The sequence below is a fragment of the Jonesia denitrificans DSM 20603 genome, assembly GCF_000024065.1.
In the GTDB taxonomy this organism is placed as follows: Bacteria; Actinomycetota; Actinomycetes; order Actinomycetales; family Cellulomonadaceae; genus Jonesia; species Jonesia denitrificans.
The window spans coordinates 1,069,645-1,088,410 of record NC_013174.1 but is presented as its reverse complement, the minus strand read 5'-3'; the positions used below and the strand labels follow the sequence as shown (position 1 = coordinate 1,088,410).

Below are 18,766 nucleotides of genomic sequence, written 5' to 3'. Positions count from 1 at the left end.
GTGACGATGCGACACGCATCGTCACTTAACCCGTACACTACTCCAGCCCGGACCTCAAGGTCCGGGCTGGAAAGTGAAGAGTATGTCAGCGACGCAGACCGAGACGTTCGATGAGCGAACGGTAACGGTCAATGTCGATCTTTTGGAGGTAACCAAGGAGGCGACGGCGACGACCCACAATGAGAAGCAGTCCACGACGTGAGTGGTGGTCGTGCTTGTGTTCCTTCAGGTGTTCGGTCAGGTCCTTGATGCGCTGCGTGAGCAGTGCAATCTGTACCTCAGGCGAACCGGTGTCGCCCTCTTTGTTGCCATACTCGGCGATGATACCTTTTTTTGTCTCCTGATCGAGCGGCACGGCTCTCCCTTCGGTCGTTGCGCGGCGCGCCGGGGCCTGTTCACCCGGGCTCTGTGTACCCGCGGCCGTTCTGACGGCTGTCCAAGTCTAACAGGTGCCGTCGTTTTTTCTGAGCCTTCCAGTTAGCGAGCGACCGTGACAGCGCTCACCCGAACAGGTTTATTGTCGAGTGTCTTGAGTGTGATTGTGCCAGAAAAACGCTTCGGTAAAGTCAACGTGACAGTTGATCGATACGTTTTCTTTGACGAGTTCAGCGAAACAGTTTTGATCCGCGTTTTTCCTGCGTACACAGCAACACGCCCGTACCCCTTCCCCTTGCCCACAACAAGCTGCACCCGAGAGACATCCTTGGCGTTGTACACCTTGATCCTCGAGTTCTTCACTCGGGACTGATAAGTGAAACCTCGGTAAAACTTCGACGAAGCGACTCTCTTCCAGCTCCCGCTTGTGCGCTTGAGTTCAGACGTTGGCAGTGAACGCGTCAAGGTTCCATAGAATGACCACGCTGAGCGGCGGCCGTCGTTTGCCACTGCACGCACATACAAACGAGCGCTTACCCCGGTGGGAAGTTTCACCGTGTGTTGACGGGCAGTTGTCGATGCGACAACTTTGACCGCACCGAACGATTTCCCATGCGGTGCCAACTTCAGGCCCACCTCATAACGCGAGGCGCCACTCACTCCTCCCCAGGTCAGCGGGATCTTGTTGTTCAACGCAATAGGACGATAGGGGGCCTTCAAATAGGCTACCTTCGGCTTGGCAAGCGCAGTCACAGTTCCCGTGGCCATCGCACTAGCAACAGCACTACGGATTGCTGGCAATCGTGAATTGAGTTTGTCACCAGGGCAGGCCGTGTAGTTCGTTTCGCGGTGACCCAAGATTGTGGGAACTTCAACCAGCGAACCTGGCTTACCCCGACCCGTGGAGTTCTTTGAGGACCCCGTCTTGAGCGTTGCCGTCCCACGTGGATTAATCCCGTACTGCGCACCCTTCCACGCAAGCACCTTGACCATCGCATTCGTCATGGCACTCGGGGCAGAAAGAGACGAAAAATTGCCCATCCCGGAAATCCCGATGGTGTTTGCGTTGTAATTGCCAGCGTGTGCACCCTGCGGGATGCCACCCAATGAGCCTTTACGGCCTTCGTAAATGGTCCCAAATCGGTCAACCAAGAAATTATAACCAATGTCACCCCAACCCAAGGTGCGCGCATGGTACGTATAAATTGCTCGAACCTGCGCCGTTGCCTGCGCTGCAGAATACGTGTTCGACCCGGCCGTGTGATGGATATACATGGCATCAAGCCGCGGCGAGTTTTTCGGAGACCACGTTGTGTACTTCTCATGTCCTGAGGCCATCCACGTTGACCTCGGCACAATCGCTGGCTGTGACGCAGCAGCTACAGCCGCTGACGCAACGGTATGTGCCGACGCCGCTTGCGCATCTGCGGCAGATAAACCCGGATCAATGAGCTCAACCGACAACCCCGCGGGCGCCACACCAGACTCCGTTAACACACGAACACGAATCCCGGTCGCACCGCTTGTCAACAGCGGTTCTGCACCACTGACCGACGCATTTTCCATCAGCGGCAACACTTCAAGGGCTTGCCACTGCGTCCAATGGCCATCTTCCTCGACCTGAACGGCAACCTCAAGAATGTCCTGATACGCGCGAATGTCCCACGTGACACCAGCCAGCACAAACGGCTCAACATCAACGTGCTCAGTCACCGCAGCGAGACGCTCTGTGACGTCCGATGCGCTCACCTGATCGCTGCTACTTGGAGCCTGCTCAAGGCCACCAAGGAACTGCGCATCACCCACTGCGGTATCCGGCACATCCTCAATGACTTCCACTGGATCAAGGAGTTGAGGTGCAGCAGAGACATCCTCCTCCACACCGTCAATAGGTATATCCCAGGTCTCAACTTCAGCAGCTTGCGCAGGTAATGGTGACCACGACACAACCGGTGCCACAACTCCAGCAGCAGCAAGCGCTACCGTCGTTACAAAGACGATGACACGACGCATACAACTCCCCCTCAAGGCGTTCCACACGCACGGAGAATTGGCCCCCTCCCCACGTGTGCACGAGATCGCACTGATCCCGCCATCCCACCACTATCGGCAATGAGCGCTGATGTCTGAGTGAAAGGAGTCAAACCCGGGGTGAAAACTAGCGCAGCAGCAATTTCGCCCGGGTCACATCGTCATGCATTTGGTCAATGAGCGCATCCAAGGAGGAAAACGTCACTGTAGGACGGAGCCGTTCAACAAACTCAACCATGATGTTCTTGTCATAGAGGTCCAAATTATTGTGCCCAATCACATACGCCTCAACACGTCGTTCTTGGCCATCAAATGTTGGGTTGGTTCCGACAGAAATTGCTGCTGGGAGCCCTTGCAATGCCCGTTGCCCACCAACAACTGACACATACCCCGCATACACCCCGTCGGCAGGGACCATTCCGTCAGAATCAGGAGACAAGTTCGCTGTGGGGAAACCCAACTCACGCCCCCGAGCATCGCCGTGAACAACCACGCCCCGCATACGATGCGGGCGCCCTAAGAGCTGCGTCACCGCCCCCATCTCACCGCCACGCACCAACTGGCGGACGATCGAAGACGACCACCGTTCGCCACCCCCAGGCGAACCATGATCGTCAACGACAACCACATCAAACCCAAACTCCTGACCCAGGTCACGAAGAGTGGACAAGTCGCCAGAATTATCCCGACCAAACCGCACGTCGCGACCAATCACCACCGCCGTCGCCGCAAGCGCATCAACAATCCATGTCTTGACAAAATCACGCGGAGATTGCTGAGCAAACTCCAGCGAATACTCAACAACACACACCGCATCAAGTCCAAGCTGAGCCAACAACTCCAGACGATCCGTCAATCCTGTCAGCAGCGGAGCAGCCTGCTCCGGGCGATGCACATGCGCAGGATGAGGATCAAACGTCATCGCGACAGCGCACGCCTGCCTACGCCGCGCCTCCGCAATGACCGCATCAATAACCATATGGTGGCCACGATGCACACCATCAAAATTACCAATAGTCACCACACTAGGAGCACGGTGCGCCAAGGCTTCCTCAAGCGACCACCACACATTCACGAGGACGCTCCTTGTACACCCGACACAAACACCGTCACCGGCCGTGCCACCCCTTGACCGCACTGCACCACCGCAACCAACTCGCCAGCCTCACTCACCGCCGCATACTGCCCAGACAACTCAGTAGTCAGACGCTGACCATGCGCAAGACGCCCCGCCTGAGCCTCACTGACCCGCCACACACGAAGCGCGCGTTCAGCCGCAGAGCCCAAATCCATGACATCCAGCGGCACAGTCGGATCGGTGTCCTGCAATTGCGGCACACTACGGGCCTCAGCCAGAGTCCACTCAGCGACACGGGTCCGCCGCAACGCCACCAAATGTCCAACAGTTCCCACAATTTGAGCCAAATCCCGGCCAAGCGCCCGCACATAGGTTCCACTTGACACATCGACTGACAGAAGAACATCCTTTGTCGCCACACCGTGATGTGGCGGACCGTCAACGACATCGACAATGTCAAACCGACTCACCGTCACCGAACGGGCAGGCAACACCACGTCCTCCCCCGCACGGACACGGTCGTAGGCACGACGCCCATCAATCTTCACAGCACTGACAGCGCTAGGAACCTGGTCGATAACTCCAGTCAGTCGAGCAGCAGCAGCCTGCAATTGTTCTCGAGTCACATGATCACACGGTTGCGTGTCCGTGACATCACCGTCAGCATCCTCGCTCACAGTGGCCACCCCAAGACGCACAGTTGCCGTATAGGACTTATCCGCGGCCGTCAGAAAGTGAAGTAGGCGCGTTCCCCGCCCCACACCCACGACCAAAAGTCCGGTCGCCATCGGATCAAGGGTTCCCGCATGCCCAACCTTGCGTGTCCCCGCCAGCCGACGCATTATCGCGACGACGTCGTGGCTCGTCATACCTGTTGGCTTATCAACCACAATGATGCCGTCAGCAGCCGTGGGACGCCGAGGTTGCCGTGGCTGAGCGTCCTTACCACGAGATCCCTTGTGACCGAACTGCAGTTGCTCCCGAGGATCATTCACTCGCGGTCATCACCCTCATCTTCTGCTTCGTCCCCGTCACCTTGAGGACGGCGGTAAGGGTCAGCATCAGAAGCATACTGAGCTCCCTCACGGATCTTCTCCAACTCTGCATCGCGAAGACGCGCCTCATGCAAAGCCCGGTCCAAACTTGCAGCCGACTCAGGGACAGCGTCAAGGTGAAACTCAATGGTTGGAGTCAACCGAGTTCCGATTTGCTTCCCTACCTCGGTACGAATGGTGCCACGCGCACTATTGAGTGCGCGAGTACTCTTGCGCCGTTCTTGTTCGTCGCCATACACCGTGTAAAAAATTGACGCGTGCTGAAGGTCGCCAGTGACACGCACATCCGTGATCGTCACAAATCCAAGGCGAGGATCCTTAATGCGCCCCTCAAGCATCTCGGCAACAATCACCTGAATACGCTCCGCTAACCGTCGTGCACGTGGATGGTCAACCATGTCACTTCCTTTCTCGAGGCTTCCCTCACTTTACTGGCAGAAAGACAAAGTCTTCATGCTGAACAACGACGTGGGAGCCGTGACTGCTGTCACGGCTCCCACAATCAGTCGAGGTCAGGCGCGAGGTTTTTCGCGCATTTCCCAGGTTTCCACAATGTCACCTACGGTCAGGTCGTTGAAAGAACCGAGTCCGATACCACATTCGTAGCCTTCACGAACTTCAGTAGCGTCGTCCTTGAATCGCTTGAGCGATTCAATGGACAAGTTCTCTCCGACAACCTCACCGTTGCGCAGAACACGTGCCTTGGTGTTACGGCGAATCAACCCGGAACGAACAATCGACCCGGCGATGTTTCCGAACTTCGACGAACGGAAAATCTCTCGGACCTCTGCTGTGCCCAATTGAACTTCTTCATACTCGGGTTTGAGCATTCCCTTGAGGGCTGCTTCCACATCCTCAATTGCCTGGTAGATCACCGAGTAGTACCGAATATCCACACCCTCACGGTCCGCGAGGTCTGTGACGCGTTCTGCTGGCTTCACGTTGAAACCAAGGATGATGGCGTTGTCGACGGTTGCGAGGTTGACGTCGTTTTGTGTGATCGCACCCACACCACGGTGGATGATTCGCAGCGCAACTTCGTCGCCCACATCAATCTTCAACAATGCATCTTCGAGCGCTTCGACCGCACCAGACACATCGCCCTTAAGGACCAGGTTGAGTGTCTCAACTTTGCCTTGCTCAAGAGCTTGGGTGAAGTCTTCCAAGCTGATGCGCTTGCGCCGTTTGGCCAACTGTGCGGCTCGCGCAGCAGCCTCACGCTTTTCAGCGATCTGGCGGGCAGTGCGGTCATCTGAGGTGACAAGGAAGACATCGCCTGCTCGTGGAACAGAGGTCAACCCCAGCACCTGCACTGGTCGCGCCGGCCCAGCTTCTTGCACAGCAGTACCGTGCTCGTCAAACATTGCACGGACACGGCCATGAGCGGTCCCAGCAACAATCGCATCACCGACACGCAGTGTTCCTGATTGCACAAGAACAGTGGCAACAGCACCGCGACCCTTGTCAAGATTGGCTTCAATAGCGACACCACGAGCATCTTTGTCTGCGTTTGCACGTAAATCGAGAGCCGCATCAGCAGTCAAGATCACTGCTTCAAGCAGTTCGTCGATGCCCATGTTGTTCTTTGCAGAGACATCAACAAACATCGTGTCGCCACCATACTCTTCAGCAACTAAGTTGTACTCAGTCAGTTGCTGGCGAATCTTGGCAGGATTAGCGGTGTCTTTATCCACCTTGTTGACAGCCACAACGATGGGAACGTTCGCCGACTGCGCGTGGTTCAACGCCTCAATGGTTTGAGGCATCACACCGTCGTCTGCAGCAACAACGAGGATCGCGATATCTGTGACCTGGGCACCACGAGCACGCATTGCAGTAAATGCTTCGTGACCCGGGGTGTCAATAAAGGTCAGAGGACGTTGATTACCATCAATGTCGTGCCGTACCTGGTAAGCACCAATGTGCTGGGTGATACCGCCAGCCTCACCCGAGATCACATCAGAGTGACGGATCGCATCAAGCAAGCGTGTCTTACCGTGGTCGACGTGACCCATCACGGTGACAACAGGAGGACGGGCTGACAGTTCATCGTCACCCTCGGCAGCAGACTCGGCCTCGAGGTCAATGGAGAACCCCTCAAGGAGCTCACGGTCTTCGTCTTCTGCCGACACCATTTCGATGACGTATCCCAGTTCAGCACCAAGGGTTCCGAACGTGTCCTCGTCAAGAGATTGGGTTGCTGTTGCCATTTCACCGAGGTGGAATAGCACAGTCACCAAACTTGCCGGGTTCGCATCAATTTTGTCTGCAAAATCTGATAACGAAGCGCCGTGACGCAACCGGATAACGGTAGAACCGTCGCCACGTGGAACAGTGACACCGCCCAGGGATGGCGCTTGCATCTGTTCGAATTCTTGGCGTTTCGCCCGCTTTGATTTCCGACCACGTACTGGTTTTCCACCCTGGCGCCCGAAAGCTCCAGCTGTGGTTCCACGCCCACCTGGTCCTGGGCGTCCGCCGCCACCAGAACGAGGGGGCCCGAAACCGCCACCACCTGGAGCACCGCCACCTGAACCGCCGCGGCCACCGCGGCCACCACGGCCACCACCAGCACCAGCAGGTTGACGGTCGCCTGGACGTGGCGCACTCGTGCGCCCTGGCATCATCCCAGGGTTTGGACGAGGTCCACCAGAGGCTGGTGCACCACCCGCAGGGCGTGCGGCTGGACGTGGACCACCTGGCCGTGGACCACCAGAACGCTCTGCATGTGCTGCGTTGTCAGTTTGTGGCTTTGCACCACGTTCTGGACGCCCGGCACCGCGCGGCATTCCTTGCTGAGTTGCGAAGGGGTTGTTACCTGGACGGGGAGCACCTGGCCGTGGACCACCGCTACCAGCGTTGCCTCGACCTTGGCGCCCTTGTCCTTGACCGCCTTGCCCTGATGGGCGTGACCCTTGCCGCGGCATACCTTGCTGCGACGCGAACGGGTTGTTGCCTGGGCGGGGGCCACCGGAACGGTTTGTTTCCGTGGACCGTGACCGCGGAGCTGGCTTAGGTGCAGCTGGCTTCGGCCCTGGCTTTGGCGATGGGGATGCTGATGCGCGTTGCTCCTGGGGTGCAGGTGCTTCGGAACGCTCAGGGGTTGTTTCGGCAGGTCGTTCACTGGGCGCGGTTGTCTCAGCTGCAGCGGCTGCTGGCTTGCTGGGGGCAGTGTTTGCCGATGCGCTCGCACTGGGTGCAGGCAGTGTTGTTGGTTTTGCCTCAACCGGTGCCGTTGTGGTGGGCGGTGTCGAGGGGGTGCTGTCGCCCTGTGGTTCTTTTGCTGCACGTGGGGCTGGTTTTGCGGGGCGCGCACCTGGTTTAGGTGCCGCTTTTCGCGGTGTTTGTTCGGAAGGCGCGGCACTGCCCGATTGAGGGAAGGAGTCCCGCAAGCGGCGCGCTACTGGCGCTTCAATGGTTGAGGAAGCTGACCGCACGAACTCTCCGAGTTCGTTGAGCTTACTCATTACTGTCTTGCTTTCCACCCCGAGCTCCTTTGCGAGCTCGTAGACGCGGATTTTAGCCACAACTCTCCAGTCTCGGTCCACCCGTGACTGGGAGGACCGTCGTTAGTTTCTCGGACTCATCGCTGAGTACTCATCGGGTGCCCATCGGCTTCTTACCCGCTTCCTGTCGACGTGTCTACTACCACGTTGTCTGTGGCAGTATGCGGATTCCGGTACCGCAGTGTGGTGTCAGTTTGTGTGATTCGCTCTCGTAACGTGTTCAGCTCTGAGATATCCATCCCTTGTGACACACGAAACGCTCTCATCCATGATTTCTTTCGCAGCATATGTTCGACACATGCTGCGTCGGCGTGAATCCATGCGCCACGTCCGTGTGTGGTGCGGCGCATGTCTACAACGATGCGAGTGTCGTGTGCATGTCCGGTTCGCACAAGTGCGAGTCGGATCAGCGATGGTTGATCACACCGTACGCGGCAACCGATGCATGTCCGTTGCGGGACATGACGGTCAACAACGCTCAACGGTGTGGTCCTTCACTGTGTCTGACGGTCACTCTCAGCCATATTGTTGCTGGCGGGGAGTGAGGTTGCCGTTCGAATTATAGCGATGTACGGACGGCTATTCCACACCATCCTACCGCGTACAAGCACGATACGGGCAGGAACGCCCTGACCAAACGACTAGGGATTGCTCACAGTCGCGTTCTGGCTTGCGCTCAACCCGGCGTTCCGCTCGAGGCGATGTTCAGCTTTCTTCGCTGGTCGGCGATTCTGCGAGCTCGACCTCCGCGCCTTGGTCATCAGCGTCAGAACGAATATCAATCTTCCACCCAGTCAGTTTCGCTGCTAGGCGCGCGTTCTGTCCTTCTTTGCCGATCGCAAGAGACAGTTGATAATCCGGGACAATGACCCGGGCCATCCGGGCACGCTCATCCAAAATCGACACCGAAGACACCGTAGCTGGCGACAACGCTGATGCAATGAACTGCGCTGGGTCCTCCGTATAATCGACAATGTCGATCTTTTCACCACCCAGCTCAGCCATCACCGCGCGTACTCGCTGCCCCATGGGGCCAATACAGGCCCCCTTGGGATTGAGTCCCGGAATTGTTGATGTGACCGCCATTTTCGTCCGGTGACCTGCTTCGCGTGCGAGGGCGATGATTTCCACTGCCCCGTCAGCAACCTCAGGTACTTCCATCTCAAAGAGTCGACGAACAAGGTTCGGGTGAGTTCGGCTCAGCGTAATAGAGGGACCTTTCGCTTTGCGTGCAACCTCCACAACATACGCTCGGACCCGGGCTCCGTGGCGGTAGTCTTCCCCCGGCACTTGCTCATGCTCAGGGAGCACCGCTTCCACACCATTGCCTAGATCAACATTGACAGCCCGCGGGTGGGCTGCTTGCTGAATAATTCCTGAAACAACATGACCTTCTTTGTCTTTGAACTGCCCAAGGACCTGGTCATCTTCCACGTCACGCATCCGCTGAAAGATGACCTGTCGCGCCGTTGCTGTCGCCACATGGCCAAAGTCTTTCGGCGTGTGATCAAACTCGTCACCCAATTCACGCACCGGAGGCACGTAGGCACCTTCGTCGTCAACTCGCGCTGGCTCGCGCTCAATTTCCTCGCGTGCCCACACCACGACCTGCCCGGTCTTTCGGTCAATTTCGACTCGCGCGTGGCGGAGTGAATCAGGGGTACGTTGGTAGGCCAGTGCAAGGGCTTGTTCAATCGCCTCAAGGAGGACATCCAACGAAATTTCGCGCTCCCGCTCCAGCATGCGCAGCGCAGCCATATCAATATGCATTGTTAGTCCTCACTATCGTCGAACCGGCCACTGTCAGCACCGGCTACATCCTGAAAATCGTTATCATCCACGAGCTCTACCCGACCGAGCTCAACCTCGACCTTTGCTCGCCTGATGTCTGCAAGTGCCACGTGCCGGCGCGTGTCGAACAACACGGCGTCATCAGTGACTTCCACCAAACGCTCTGTGAATCGTTCTCCGTTGACTGTCTTCACGCTGATCAGTCGTCCAACATTGCGCCGGAAATGACGTGGTTGAGTCAGCGGCCGTGATGTTCCCGGTGATGACACTTCTAACGTGTACTGGGAATGAAGAACAGAGACGCTATCGAGAGCGGTAGACAGGTCACGCGAAACACTCGAGATCGTCTCCAATCCCACCGGGCCAGATACGTCCTCCGGAAGATCGACAGTGACTCGAATAGTCGTGGTCGGGCCAGACCCAAGGTATTCCAGATCCTCAAGGAACAATCCAGCGTCATGAACGATGGGCGCTACCGCATCATGCACCTGGGTTGGAACATCTAATCGAGCCATTTGCCCTCCTGCCGTTGTGTTGGCTACCGGACACAACAGACCGGTATGAACTTGTCCACCCATAAGACTACCGAGATTTTGGTGGTGCGCATGCCACATCTGGTGTCACGCGCGTCGCATTGGTGGCGGATGTCTCGTCACCTGTGTCTGTGTCGGTAAGATCGACTTGTCATGTCCCGACTTAGAAGCGACTACCCTGTGACCCACTCACGTTTTTTCGTCCTTCCTGCTGTCGTTTTCTGTGCGCTTCTCCTCGGCGCCTGTGGTGTGCGTGTTGAAACAGCACCACCTACTGAGCCTGCCCCGACTTCTGATGAAATCGCGCGGCAGGCTGCCGTCAACGATTTGCTTGCGACCGCTGAGCTTGCCCATGCATTTGCTGATGCCCCAGATATCTCCGCGCAAGACAAAGACGATGTACTGGCGTTATCTCAGGCGCTTCGTGAGCACGCGCACACGCTGGGTGGAGTCTACGATTCAGGGCTCCCTGAAGAGTTACGCACTCCCCGAGCAGAGTCCTCCCCTACCAGTGGTGACGGTGAACCCGTCACTGCTGCCGCCCTTGTTGACCGACTCACCCAGTCGGCAACCCGAATCCGAGCGACACTTGACCTACCAACAACACCAGATTCTGCCCAGGTGTATGGGTCTTTGTCCGCGTGGTTTTTGGTGCAGGCGCGTGACTGGGCGAGCCGTTCTGAGACCCCATGGCAAATTCCCGCCGACTTTGTGGAAAGCACCCCTACTGACAGAATGAGTGCCTTACCACGAGCACAAGTGTTGGAATGGATTGTTCGCGACGATAGTGCTGCGTATGGATTTGAGGTCGCTGCGGCAATGCGCAAACCTGACGCTCGCTCCCTGTATGAACAGCGAGCTCGCCACTACCGCCGGTCGGCCCATGACCTTGCTCTTGCCGCAGCCGTTGATCGAACAAGTGAAGATCCTCGTGCGGTGCGCTATGACCTGCCGTGGACGCTCACTGATGATGAGCCTGTACCTCCAGTCAATGAGGTCCGGGAATTGGCTCAATCCCTTGCCTTTGACCATGGCGCATTCGCGTTGTCCCTCCTTGGGGAGGTTGACCCTAAAGATCGCGCCATCATGCTTGACGTCGTTGTTGACGATGCGCTGGCTGCGGATCGTTTAGGTGTTGACCTTGGCCCTTTCCCGTTTATCGTCGACCCTGATCAGGTGGGTATCATCGACGGCGCACTTTCTGACTCGTAACCTCAGTCCATCAATAGAGTGTCAACCCCGAAGATGCGGGGCCGGTACACGTGTGGGGTGAGACGGTCAGCCGTCTCACCCCACACATCGACTCCTAGTGGTTGCCCCCAAGTTGCGCGGCGACAGCATCTGTCACCACATCAACTGCATCGTTGATGTGCACTTGTTGCGGCTCACCCACTCGCGTACGGAACTCAATAGTCCCCTCGTCGAGTCCGCGACCGACAACAACGATAAAAGGAACACCGAACAGTTCTGCATCCTTGAACTTCACTCCTGGTGAAACTTTGACCCGGTCGTCATAGATCACTTCGACCCCTCGGTCGCTCAGACGTTGAGCAAGTGACTCTGCAGCCTCAAAAATTCGGGCATCTTTACCGGTGGCCACAAGATGCACGTGAGCCGGTGCGACCTGGATCGGCCAGGCAAGGCCTTGACTATCATGGTGAGCTTGAGCCAGTGCCGCCATGACTCGGGTCACTCCAATACCGTAGGAGCCCATGGTCACCGTCGTGTGTTTACCGTTCACATCCAACACCTTCAGCCCGAGAGCTTCAGCATATTTCCGGCCAAGTTGGAAGATGTGCCCGATTTCTATTCCCCGTGCGAGATCTAAGGGGCCAGACCCATCAGGGGCAGGGTCTCCTGCCCGCACCTGCGCTGCTTCAATGGTTCCATCAGCGTGGAAATCCCGCCCTGCAACCACGTGCAACTGGTGGTGGTCGGTAATGTTGGCACCGGTCACCCATTCAGTACCATCTGCGATGCGCGGATCAACGAGGTAACGGATCGCGTCGTCATCGTGGGTGTGATGACGGCCAAGGATCTGCGGGCCAATGTAACCTCGAACGAGGTGAGGATTGCGCGCGAAGTCGGTATCTGTTGCGGTGTCAACTTCTGCGGGTGCGAGGCTCGCTTCCAACCGTTTCATGTCGATGTCCCGATCACCGGGGATACCGATGACGAGAACTTCCCGTTCACCATCTGGGTGGGTCACAGCGACAACGACATTCTTCAACGTGTCTGCGGCGGTCCAGGCTCGGTCTTCACGAGGTTCGTGATCGTTAAGCCAGGTCACTAACGCATCAATAGTCGATGCGCCTGGTGTATTGACAGTTTGTGCAGCGGGAACATTGGTCGCGTCTTGCGCGGGTGGGGCAATAGTTGTGACCGCTTCGACGTTTGCCGCGTACCCTCCCGGTGATCGCACGAACGTGTCCTCACCGATGTCTGTTGGGGTAAGGAACTCTTCGGAACGTGACCCACCCATGGCCCCTGAAGTGGCAGCAACAATGACGTAATCCAGTCCGAGACGGCGAAAAATCCGTTCGTAGGCGTCACGTTGAGCCCGATAGGACTCAGCTAAGCCTTCCTCAGTGAGATCAAACGAATAGGCGTCTTTCATGATAAATTCGCGACCGCGAATGAGTCCCGCACGTGGCCGGGCTTCGTCACGGTACTTCGTTTGAATTTGGTACAGCGTGACAGGAAGGTCCTTGTAGGAGGAATACAAGTCCTTGACAAGGAGAGTAAACATTTCTTCGTGTGTGGGAGCGAGTAAATAGTCGCCGTCTTTACGGTCCTGCAAGCGAAAGAGATTGGGACCATATTCTGTCCATCGGCCCGTCGCTTCGTAAGGTTCTCGTGGCAGCAGCGCAGGGAAATGTACCCGCTGAGCTCCGGCACGTTCCATTTCTTCGCGTACGACCGCGTCCACTTTATCGAGCACGCGCAGCCCCAAAGGTAGCCACGAATAAATACCAGGCGCTGCCCGGCGGATGTAGCCGGCGCGAACAAGCAACCGGTGGCTCGCAACCTCGGCGTCAACAGGATCTTCGCGCAAGGTGCGCACAAAAAGTGTGGATAGGCGTAGCAGCATGTTCCCAGCGTAATACCCAGCGGGCTAGGAAAAGAAAACATCTCTTAGAACATGACAGTGGCGTAAGTCCCAACCTCGGTGAATCCGGCCCGGCGGTAGGCACGGATTGCCCGATGGTTGTAGTCGTTGACATACAGAGAGACCGTCAGCCCCAGCCTTGATGTCACGTCACGAGCCACACTGACCATGGCTGATGCTGATAAACCACGGCCTCGATAACCTGGGTCAATCCACACACCCTGAATCTGGGCAACATCAGCACACATCGAACCGACGTCTGCTTTGAATACAACACGGTTTCCCTCGGCACCGGTGAGAGTTGAATCAACGTCGCGGGCAAGCATCACGTATGTGCGTGACTCAGCGATGAGTTCCCGAACACGCCGCGAGTAGTGCACTGACCCGTACCTTAAAGGAGAAACGCCCACTTCTTCCACGAACATGTGGACACTCGCGGGAAGAAGAGCATCAAAATCAGAGAGTCGGGCGAGTCTGACTCTCGGATCAGCATGCAACTGATCTGACTGAGCCCACACCATCGAAGGCTGGGATGGACGAATCTCACGTGGCGCAGACCATGCCCCATCGAGGGCTTCCCACAACGCCAACACGTCGCGAGCAGGCCCCACAAGTGAGGACGATCGACGACCGGTACGACGCGCACGGTGCGCGAAAGCAGCGATAATATCTCTGCGTACCCGCGGGTCGGTGAGGCGCTGCGGAACAAGTGGAATACAGTTTGCCCCCACCCACAACGCGGCAATCACTGCACCCTCATGGGTATACCCCCACACCTCTCCAGGCATCACGCCTGTGCGCTGCGCTTCTTCCAGATGGGCCAGAGCAAGGACGTAAGCAACTGAGTCGGTGCGGGCACACCGAACGACGTCATTGATGTCCCGCGAATCAGTAAGAACTGTGACGTCGTCGCGTAGCCGCTCCATGACAGATCAGCCTACGGTAATGGAGGGGCTCTCTCCTGTCTTCTCCATCGAGTCGGCGATTCGCATCGCTTCTTCAATAAGAGTTTCAACAATTTGTGATTCTGGAACCGTCTTGATGACCTCACCCTTCACGAAGATTTGGCCTTTTCCGTTTCCAGACGCGACACCAAGATCAGCTTCTCGCGCTTCACCTGGACCGTTCACCACGCACCCCATCACCGCGACTCGAAGTGGCACAGGAAGCCCTTCAAGTCCCGCAGTGACCCGCTCTGCAAGTGTGTACACATCCACTTGAGCTCGACCGCACGAGGGACATGACACAATTTCAAGCTTACGAGGTTTGAGGTTGAGGGATTCGAGGATGGCATTGCCGACTTTCACTTCCTCCACTGGCGGTGCCGACAAAGACACACGGATTGTGTCGCCGATCCCCTTCGACAACAGCGCTCCAAACGCAGTGGCCGATTTGATTGTCCCTTGAAATGCTGGGCCTGCCTCAGTCACACCGAGGTGCAGAGGCCAATCACCACGCTCAGAAAGCAGTTCATAAGCACGCACCATCACAACCGGGTCATTGTGTTTGACCGAGATCTTAAAGTCGTGGAAACCATGCTCTTCGAACAGTGACGCTTCCCAGACTGCGGACTCTACCAGTGCTTCTGGTGTTGCCTTCCCGTACTTCTTCATCAACCGTGGATCCAGCGACCCCGCATTGACCCCGATTCGGATGGACACTCCCGCATCAGCAGCTGCAGCGGCAATTTGCTTGACTTGGTCGTCAAACTTGCGAATATTTCCTGGGTTGACGCGCACTGCAGCACAGCCAGCGTCAATAGCTGCATAGACATACTTCGGTTGAAAGTGGATGTCAGCAATCACAGGAATTTGCGACTTCTTGGCAATAGCGGGCAGCGCTGCAGCGTCGTCAGCGCTCGGAACAGCGACCCGGACAATGTCACAGCCAGATGCAGTCAGTTCAGCGATTTGCTGCAACGTCGCGTTAATGTCGGTTGTGGGCGTGGTGGTCATCGACTGCACGCTCACAGGTGCATCGCCACCAACATCAACCTTCCCCACCTTGATCTTTCGGGTCTTCCTGCGAGGAGCGAGGACGGGAGCGGGCGCCTGCGGCATGCCAAGGCTGATAGGTACAGTCACAGTTTCTATTATCTCCTTTGCCTACGCTTTCCCACACCATGGCGGTGATCACGTCACGATCGACCTCGGACATTAGGTCGAGGATGAGCGGACATCACACATGGATGCCCCGTACCAGATTACTGGATGAGTCGAACTGGATTGACGAGGTCTGCGTAAATGAGAAGCAGCCCCATCCCCGCGAGCAGGACAAACACCCCATACGCGAGTGGAAGTAAGCGCGCTGTATCTGCATTTCCTGGATCACGACGCCCACGAAGTCGGGCAACGCTTCTCCGGGCCCCCTCATAAAGAGCTCCGGCCACATGACCTCCGTCAAGAGGCGGCAAAGGAATGAGATTGAACGCGCACAGGGCGACGTTCAGTGAACCTATGAGTAGCAGCAATTGTTGTGTCTGGGCTGCTAGTTCACCATCGAGCTGGTCCGCTGAAGTGATATCACCTGCTATTCGTCCCACTCCCACAACCCCAACAGGAGAGTCCAGCCCGCGCTCCTCTCCCCCAAATGCAGCGTGCCACACGTCCACCATTCGTTGCGGCAGACTAAGAATGACATCAAACGTTCCAGCAAAGGATTGCCCCAACATATGGGGAACCTGAGTTAGTGGCTGGTGGACGGTTATATACGCTGGGGCAACTCCGAGAAAACCACGTGGTTCAGTGCGCAACTGTCCTTGGTCATCGTATTGTGGGACACCAAAACGATCCGTGACCGGACGCTCAGTCACAAGAGGAGTTACTGACGTGGTCACAAGCTCCCCGTCTCGTTCATACGAAAGGGCCACTGTCTCCCCGCCCGCTTGAGCGATGGCGGCGGACAGTTCATCCCACGTCGTCACCTTCATTGTTCCAATCGCAACAACAGTATCCCCCGGTTGCAGTCCAGCGGCGGCAGCAGGCGCAGGCGGATCCTCATCCAGACATTCTGTCCGCGATTCCGAAGTCACGGGGACGACACACTGGGAGATGTCTGCCAATTGGGTAGAAGGCTGCGAGACACCAAAAGCAAGAACAACAACGGTGAACATGACCGCTGCAATCACTAAGTTCATTGCGGGTCCGCCGACCATGATGACGATTTTCTTTGGGGTCGACAACCGGTAGAAAGCGCGGTGTTCCTCGCCCGGGCGAATTTCCTCAAGACTTGCCTCACGGGCAGAACTGATCAACTCCCGAACCGCGCGCGGCCCCCGGACGGGACGCGACTGCGGCGGGTACATCCCCACAAGACGAACGTATCCGCCCAAGGGAATCGCCTTGATGCCATACTCGGTCTCGCCCCGCGTCCACGACCACAGTGTTGGACCAAAACCCACCATGTATTGCGGCACCCTGACCCCAAAACGTTGAGCCGGCACCAGGTGACCGACCTCATGTAACGCAATGGACAGGAGCAATCCCACCACAATGATGAGCACACCAACAAGGTATTCCATGTTCGTGCCTAACCTTCTTCCGCAGGTATCGTTTCACGATGAGGGGTAAGGACCATGTTGTGTACCCAACCACGCGCCCACTGATCAGCGCGCACAATACCGTCTAGGCTGTCGGCGAATTCTCCCGAAGCAACAACCTCGTCACATGCGTCAAGGACACTGACCAACGTGTCAACGATTGACAGATACGGAATCTGCTCGGACAAGAACGCATCGACTAGTTCTTCATTGGCTGCGTTGAAGACAGCAGGGTGCCACATCGAGGACTTCACAGCTCTGCGAGCAATATCGATTGCCGGGAAAGTGTGGGTATCCACCGGTTCAAATGACCATTGTGTCGGAGAGGACCAGGAGCACGCAGAAGCCCCTGATTCAATGCGATCAGGCCACGACAACCCTAAAGCAATGGGCAGCCGCATATCAGGAGGAGAAGCTTGGGCAATCACCGAACCGTCACGGAACTCAATCATTGAGTGAATCACCGACTGTGGGTGAACAACAACCTCAATATCATCAACAGGCACGTGGAAAAGAAGATGCGCTTCGATGAGTTCAAGCGCTTTATTGACAAGAGTCGAAGAATTCACCGTGACCACCGGCCCCATTGACCACGTGGGATGGTTCAACGCTTCAGTCGCAGTGACATGCACAAGATCATCACGTTTCTTTCCCCGAAACGGTCCCCCTGATGCAGTCAAAATGAATCTGCTGACCTCGCTGCGCTGACCAGCACGAAGTGCCTGGGCCATCGCTGAATGCTCGGAATCCACGGGAACAATCTGATCAGGGCGCACCATGGCATCCATCACGAGGTGCCCGCCCATCACAAGGGACTCCTTATTGGCTAACGCAAGAGTCGTCCCCGCAGACAACGCCGCCAACGTCGGACCCAACCCAACAGCCCCCGTCATACCGTTCAGAACAACATCCGCTGGGCGTCCCGCCAAGGTGCTTGCCGCACCATCACCGACCAACACCTCACACTCAGGTAGCGTACGTGCAAGTTCGGCTCGCACCTGACGCCCAGCGTTGTTGTCATGAACCGCAACTGTTACTGGACGAAAACGATGAGCTTGCTCGAGCAAGAGCTCAACAGAACTCCCCCCCGCTGCTAAACCCACCACATCAAACATCGCTTCATGGCGCGAGATCACATCAATTGCCTGAGTACCAATTGACCCCGTTGAGCCCAACAGGATCACTCGACGGCGTGGTGGCGTGGCGTTACTCACTCGACTCCCAACAAGACTTCCACCGCACGAGCAAGAAACGCATCGACAGACGATTCCTCATACGCCGACTTCCCCCGTGCTGGGCTAAACGTGGCGGCGCGAACATCAGCCGACGTTAACGGCCCTTTCCCCTCAAAGAAACGAATGAGGCGCTTGCACAGCACGTCGACCTCTTCTTTCGCGTAGCCCGGCCCCTTCGACGGGGAAGAAAAACGCTCACCGGCCGGGCGCTGTAACCGCGGGTACAGCGTCTGCGCCCGTTCAGAGATCTGCGCCATCCACACCTGCGGCCCACCACGAGCAGTGAACTCTTGGCGTTCCTTGGCGACAAACGCAACTTCTAAGCGCTCCAAAGCGGCATCCACCTCAGCAGGATCATAACCACCGCGCTGAGTATCAAAGACACAGGTATTCACATCACGAAACGTGAGGATGTCGTTCGTAATCCCCTCATAAGTTTCGCGAGCTTGAGCGAAGAAGTCATCAACATCATCGATGTCGTAGCCAATCTTCGTTTTGGAGACAGTCGAGAACAT

Annotated in this window: 16 protein-coding genes; 1 reads left to right on the top strand and 15 read right to left on the bottom strand. The window is 56.9% G+C overall.

Going from position 1 to position 18,766, the window contains the following annotated elements:
• Positions 1 to 85: 85 nt before the first annotated feature.
• The 9 genes from rpsO to JDEN_RS05095 form a co-directional block, all read right to left on the bottom strand.
• Positions 86 to 355 carry a 30S ribosomal protein S15 gene (gene rpsO / locus JDEN_RS05135; RefSeq protein ID WP_015771308.1) on the bottom strand — a complete coding sequence of 90 codons (270 nt, stop codon included), beginning with the start codon at positions 353 to 355 and terminating at the stop codon, positions 86 to 88.
• 122 nt (positions 356 to 477) lie between these two features.
• Entirely contained in the window at positions 478 to 2,388 is a 1,911-nt protein-coding gene (locus JDEN_RS12965) for a peptidoglycan recognition protein family protein (protein WP_015771307.1), read from the bottom strand.
• 145 nt (positions 2,389 to 2,533) lie between these two features.
• Positions 2,534 to 3,481, bottom strand: coding sequence for a bifunctional riboflavin kinase/FAD synthetase (locus JDEN_RS05125; protein WP_015771306.1), 948 nt, complete (start codon positions 3,479 to 3,481; stop codon positions 2,534 to 2,536).
• Positions 3,478 to 4,479, bottom strand: a complete 1,002-nt coding sequence (gene truB / locus JDEN_RS05120; RefSeq protein WP_015771305.1) for a tRNA pseudouridine(55) synthase TruB — start codon at positions 4,477 to 4,479, stop codon at positions 3,478 to 3,480. The genes JDEN_RS05125 and truB overlap by 4 nt, the downstream gene beginning before the upstream one ends.
• Entirely contained in the window at positions 4,476 to 4,937 is a 462-nt protein-coding gene (rbfA, locus tag JDEN_RS05115; protein ID WP_015771304.1) for a 30S ribosome-binding factor RbfA, read from the bottom strand. The genes truB and rbfA overlap by 4 nt, the downstream gene beginning before the upstream one ends.
• A 114-nt stretch (positions 4,938 to 5,051) precedes the next feature.
• Complete coding sequence (gene infB, locus JDEN_RS05110; RefSeq protein ID WP_015771303.1) at positions 5,052 to 8,066, bottom strand: translation initiation factor IF-2; 3,015 nt, start codon at positions 8,064 to 8,066, stop codon at positions 5,052 to 5,054.
• Between the two features lie 92 nt (positions 8,067 to 8,158).
• Entirely contained in the window at positions 8,159 to 8,527 is a 369-nt protein-coding gene (locus tag JDEN_RS14290) for a YlxR family protein (RefSeq protein WP_083775116.1), read from the bottom strand.
• 223 nt (positions 8,528 to 8,750) lie between these two features.
• Positions 8,751 to 9,815: a transcription termination factor NusA gene (gene nusA / locus JDEN_RS05100; RefSeq protein ID WP_015771302.1), complete on the bottom strand. Its 1,065-nt coding sequence runs from the start codon at positions 9,813 to 9,815 to the stop codon at positions 8,751 to 8,753.
• 2 nt (positions 9,816 to 9,817) lie between these two features.
• Positions 9,818 to 10,351 (bottom strand): ribosome maturation factor RimP, encoded by a 534-nt coding sequence (locus tag JDEN_RS05095; RefSeq protein ID WP_015771301.1) that lies wholly within the window; start codon positions 10,349 to 10,351, stop codon positions 9,818 to 9,820.
• A gap of 198 nt (positions 10,352 to 10,549) precedes the next feature.
• Here JDEN_RS05095 and JDEN_RS05090 point away from each other — a divergent pair, with 198 nt between their 5' ends.
• Positions 10,550 to 11,581 carry a DUF4439 domain-containing protein gene (locus JDEN_RS05090; protein WP_049754426.1) on the top strand — a complete coding sequence of 344 codons (1,032 nt, stop codon included), beginning with the start codon at positions 10,550 to 10,552 and terminating at the stop codon, positions 11,579 to 11,581.
• Positions 11,582 to 11,675: 94 nt separating this feature from the next.
• On the opposite strand, the gene JDEN_RS05085 is transcribed toward JDEN_RS05090, so the two are convergent.
• The 6 genes from JDEN_RS05085 to JDEN_RS05060 form a co-directional block, all read right to left on the bottom strand.
• Positions 11,676 to 13,460 carry a proline--tRNA ligase gene (locus JDEN_RS05085; RefSeq protein ID WP_015771299.1) on the bottom strand — a complete coding sequence of 595 codons (1,785 nt, stop codon included), beginning with the start codon at positions 13,458 to 13,460 and terminating at the stop codon, positions 11,676 to 11,678.
• A gap of 44 nt (positions 13,461 to 13,504) precedes the next feature.
• Positions 13,505 to 14,404 carry a GNAT family N-acetyltransferase gene (locus tag JDEN_RS05080; RefSeq protein WP_015771298.1) on the bottom strand — a complete coding sequence of 300 codons (900 nt, stop codon included), beginning with the start codon at positions 14,402 to 14,404 and terminating at the stop codon, positions 13,505 to 13,507.
• 6 nt (positions 14,405 to 14,410) lie between these two features.
• Complete coding sequence (gene ispG, locus JDEN_RS05075) at positions 14,411 to 15,538, bottom strand: flavodoxin-dependent (E)-4-hydroxy-3-methylbut-2-enyl-diphosphate synthase (RefSeq protein ID WP_174564714.1); 1,128 nt, start codon at positions 15,536 to 15,538, stop codon at positions 14,411 to 14,413.
• A 143-nt stretch (positions 15,539 to 15,681) separates the two neighbouring features.
• Entirely contained in the window at positions 15,682 to 16,998 is a 1,317-nt protein-coding gene (locus tag JDEN_RS05070) for a M50 family metallopeptidase (RefSeq protein ID WP_015771296.1), read from the bottom strand.
• Positions 16,999 to 17,006: 8 nt separating this feature from the next.
• Positions 17,007 to 18,230 carry a 1-deoxy-D-xylulose-5-phosphate reductoisomerase gene (gene dxr, locus JDEN_RS05065; RefSeq protein ID WP_015771295.1) on the bottom strand — a complete coding sequence of 408 codons (1,224 nt, stop codon included), beginning with the start codon at positions 18,228 to 18,230 and terminating at the stop codon, positions 17,007 to 17,009.
• Positions 18,227 to 18,766, bottom strand: coding sequence for a DivIVA domain-containing protein (locus tag JDEN_RS05060; protein ID WP_015771294.1), 540 nt, complete (start codon positions 18,764 to 18,766; stop codon positions 18,227 to 18,229). Before JDEN_RS05060 ends, dxr begins: the two co-directional genes overlap by 4 nt.